1 protein-coding gene is annotated in these 1,366 nt (G+C 49.0%); it reads left to right on the forward strand.

The window, feature by feature from the left end:
• The first annotated feature begins 305 nt into the window (after nucleotides 1-305).
• Nucleotides 306-1,112 carry a hypothetical protein gene (locus GGQ88_RS21020; RefSeq protein ID WP_183615354.1) on the forward strand — a complete coding sequence of 269 codons (807 nt, stop codon included), beginning with the start codon at nucleotides 306-308 and terminating at the stop codon, nucleotides 1,110-1,112.
• Nucleotides 1,113-1,366 lie beyond the last annotated feature (254 nt).

The following is a 1,366-nucleotide window of genomic DNA, read 5'->3' on the forward strand; positions in this document are numbered from 1 at the left end:
AGGAGGAAAATCAGCCCCTACACATCACCGCCAAAGCCGCCTGACGATGGCCCACGGCCACAGCCGAAATTACACCACCTTGACGGACGCGACCCATATGGAAGGACTGTGAAAGTCAGTATTCGAAAAGCTTTTTGAAACCTGTGAGTTGGGCCTGGTCCCGCGCGCGCTTCGCTGCACGCCTGAGTGGCCTACCAGTTCCCCTCTGCGAGCACAAAACCTAAAGTTTAAGGGCATTTTGCCGTTTAGATTAAATGTTCAGGTGCGGGCCATAGCCCGAATTATATGGGATCAGGGGCAAGAGAATGATCATCACCAATGGCGTTTCGGTCCAATCGGCAACGCTCCGTCAATCTCAGACCAATGAAACCGTTCCGCAGGAAGCCATCGCAGCGTCTTCTGGCGTATCGGTCACAGTGACGCAAATCTCACCAACAGCCACCAAGCTCGCGGCGCTATTTGATGAAGCCAGACAATATATTCAGAAAGAACATATCGAACCTTTTCAAGGCTATGAAGCAGGTAATATTACCAAAGGTGCATACCTTAACGTCAAAAAATTCAACGATTATGTGTTTGACAAGGCTGCAGACACAATGATCACACAGGCAACTGCTGCCGGGATTACCCTGAACAAGGATGATCTCGTTGCCCAACTGAAATCCACGAACAGCGACGTTGCTTCGCTCAACAACGATGAAACGGCGCGCAAGACCCTTCTGGGTGACGCAAGTGTCCTGGCCGAACTATCCTATTCTGACATGGACAATTTGACGTCCATATATATCGCCGCAAAAGAGAAAGGATTGGATACATCAGCTATGGACGGCCTCGCCGGCGAAATGGGCATAAGCAACAAAATGCACAGAATGGGCGTTGTCTATTTTTCCAGCAACGGCTCAGAAATTACCGATGCCGCCGTCAACGACACACCGAATCAGCAAGCAAGGGTCAATGCCGCAAACAACCTTTCCGGCAAATTTGGCCTAAGCAATTTCCTCATAAACACCCTTATGGCAGCCGATCTGTCGGGGGCCGATGGCCGCTCATCGATAATATCGTTCCTTAAAGAGCTTTTAATGGCTGATTCTCAGCCCCTGAAATCACAATGAATCGTCAGAAACGATCAAACTGAATGTAAATAAATTATCATTTCCGCAATTCTTCGGATTGACGCCTTTCTGCTGAAAGTCATATCTTCTCTTTCCCGTAATCGAGGAGGAAGTGTATGAAAGCATTTTCGAAGGTAGCCCTTGCTGCTGTAGCGCTTCTCAGAGCCTGATTCGAAATTATCCTTCGTAAATTCATGACCTTGCGATGCGGCGGGTGAAGAGCTGGATCGAGGCGATAAACAGCCATGCGGTTG

This window comes from Novosphingobium hassiacum, from assembly GCF_014196055.1.
GTDB lineage: Bacteria > Pseudomonadota > Alphaproteobacteria > Sphingomonadales > Sphingomonadaceae > Novosphingobium > Novosphingobium hassiacum.